Consider the following 2609-nt stretch of genomic DNA (forward strand, 5'->3'; position numbering starts at 1 on the left):
CCCGGCCGACCCACCCCGGCGCGGCGGCCCCCGTAGGCGGTGCTCCCGCCGGCCGGGGGCTCAACGCCGCCCGGCGCCCCGTCCCCGCGGTCCTCCTCGCCTCGATCCGTCGTGGCCAGCGCCCGTACCCCCAGCGAGAAGACGATCACGACGCCGACGGTGGCGCCGATGCTGACCACGGCGACCTCGCCCAGAGAGCTCCAGTTCAGATCCATCGGATCCTCCTCCCCGTTTCCTGGGCCGTGTCGGTCACGGCCCGTCAGACATTCGCCTTGGCGGGACCCGGGCGGACGGTCACCGCGTGGTCGTCGTTGACGTTGCGGGAGGTGACGCGGGTGCGCCGGGACATGAGGAAGATGAACGCGGCGAGGGCCGCGGCGACGACGGAGACGACCACGATCCCGAACGTGCCGCCGTTCACGACCACACTCGCGGCGAGCGCGCCGACGGCCGCGGCGGCGGGCAGGGTCACGCACCAGGCGAGGACCATGCGGCCGGCCGTTCCCCAGCGGACGTGGGCGAGCCTGCGGCCCACTCCCGCGCCGAGGATGCCTCCGGCGCAGACCTGGGTGGTGGACAGGGCGAAGCCGAGGTGGGCGGAGGTGAGGATGACAGTGGTCGCGGAGGACTCGGCCGCGAAGCCCTGCGGGGCGCGGATGTCCGTGAGCCCCTTGCCCATCGTCCTGATGATCCGCCAGCCGCCCAGATACGTACCGAGCCCGATGGAGAGCCCCGCCGAGCCGATCACCCACGCGGGCGGCCCGGCACCGGGCCCGAGCGCGCCCGCCGAGATCAGGGTGAGGGTGATGATGCCCATGGTCTTCTGGGCGTCGTTGGTGCCGTGCGCCAGCGAGACGAGCGAGGCGGAGGCGATCTGCCCGAGCCGGAATCCCCGGTCCACCGAGGACCGCCGGCCCCGGTGGGTGAGGCGGTAGGCGAGGTACGTGGCCGTCAGCGCGGCCACCCCCGCGATGAGCGGGGAGGCCACGGCGGGCAGGAGGATCTTCTCGACCACCTTCTCGAAGTGCACACCCTGCCGCCCCGCCCCGACCCACACGGCGCCGATCAGCCCGCCGAACAGCGCGTGCGAGGAGCTGGACGGCAGGCCCATCAGCCAGGTCGACAGATTCCACAGGATGGCGCCGATCAGCCCCGCGAAGATCATCCCAGGGGTGACAAGACTGTCGTTCACGATGCCCCCGGAGATCGTCTTCGCGACCTCCGTGGACAGGAACGCGCCCACCACGTTGAGGACCCCGCTGATGAGGACCGCGACCTTGGGACGCAGGGCTCCGGTGGCGATGGAGGTCGCCATCGCGTTCGCGGTGTCGTGAAATCCGTTGGTGAAGTCGAACGCGAGCGCGGTCACGATCACTATTGCCACGAGGAACGTGATGTGGTCCATTCGCCCCATACAAGCGCAGCGGCCCCCGCAAGAAGGAGATCCGACGGACCGACACCGGATGCTTCCTTCCAAAGGGTCAGCGGACCGGCCCGGGCCGGCCGCGATCGCCCTGCGGGTGGCGGACGCGCACGGTCCCTGACTCGCGCAGTTCCCGGATCAGTGCGCGGACCGCGTGGGTGCGGGACTGTTCGGGGGTGGTCACGTAGCCCACCGTGCGGGTCGGGCGGTCCGGGCCGAGATCGGTGATCTCGACGGTGGGCGGTGCTCCGGTCAGGGAGAGCGTGGGCATGATCGCCATACCCAGACCGCTGCTCACCATCGAGAGCACCGCTCCGTCGTCCTCCGCCTCCACCGTCGCGCGCGGGATCCAGTCCTGGGCGGCCCACCAGGCCTTCGTGTACGACGTGCAGTTCTCGGCCCAGTCCACCAGCGGGAGTGTTCGCGGATCCGGGTGGCCCGCCGGGTGCACCAGGGCGTACGGCTCCTCGATCAGGACCGACCGGACCAGCCCCGCCGGCATCGGTACGCGCGTGCCGATCGTGGCGATGCCCAGGTCCGCCCGCCCGGCCGCCACCTCGCCCGCCGCCCCCGGGCCCACCTCCCGTACGATCCGCACCTCCGGGTCGATCCCCGGATGACGGACCCTCAGCCGCTCCAGCGCGGCCGGCAGCAGGTGCAGCGCCGCGCCGCGGAAGGCCGTGATCCGCACGGGTCCCGTCAGTGTCTCCGCCGCCCCCGCGCCCCGCGCCTCCGCCCGGGCCTCCACCACCATGACGTCCAGCAGCCGCAAGATCCGCCGGGCATGGGCCACCGCGCTCGCCCCGGCCGCCGTGGGGCGTGCTCCCCGCCCGCTCCGTTCGAAGAGCACCGCTCCGACTTTGGTCTCACTGCTCCGCACCGAGTGCGACACGGCGGACTGCGTCAGCCCCAGCGCCCCGGCCGCCGCGGAGAACCCACCCTCCTCCGCCACCGCCACCAGGACGCGGAGTTCGTGCGGGGCCAGGTCGGCTGCCACGGGGCGCTCACCTCGTCCTATGAGGAACATGCATGGGCCGGGCGGCCCCATGAGCCCAACCCCCTGCCCGGCGCGCGCATTCCTCCCTACGGTCACCACCATGACCGCCAAGACGCCTCCCACCGCCTCCACCCCCACCCCCGCCACCGCGATCTCCGTGCACCAGACCGCCCGCCCCCACGGCTTCCC

General features: G+C 72.7%; 3 protein-coding genes. All 3 read right to left on the reverse strand.

Annotated features, from left to right (window positions below; all coding sequences use genetic code 11):
- Positions 1-215, reverse strand: a 215-nt coding sequence (locus GT042_RS38095) for a hypothetical protein (RefSeq protein WP_202532540.1), incomplete at its 3' end; no start/stop codon positions are given.
- A 44-nt stretch (positions 216-259) separates the two neighbouring features.
- The gene (locus GT042_RS08830) at positions 260-1405 is read right to left on the reverse strand and encodes an inorganic phosphate transporter (protein WP_161308155.1); all 1146 of its coding nucleotides are present in this window, start codon (positions 1403-1405) and stop codon (positions 260-262) included.
- A gap of 76 nt (positions 1406-1481) precedes the next feature.
- The gene (locus tag GT042_RS08835) at positions 1482-2450 is read right to left on the reverse strand and encodes a LysR family transcriptional regulator (RefSeq protein ID WP_161308156.1); all 969 of its coding nucleotides are present in this window, start codon (positions 2448-2450) and stop codon (positions 1482-1484) included.
- Positions 2451-2609: the final 159 nt, after the last annotated feature.

The sequence above is a fragment of the Streptomyces sp. SID3212 genome (assembly GCF_009865405.1).
Taxonomy (GTDB): domain Bacteria; phylum Actinomycetota; class Actinomycetes; order Streptomycetales; family Streptomycetaceae; genus Streptomyces.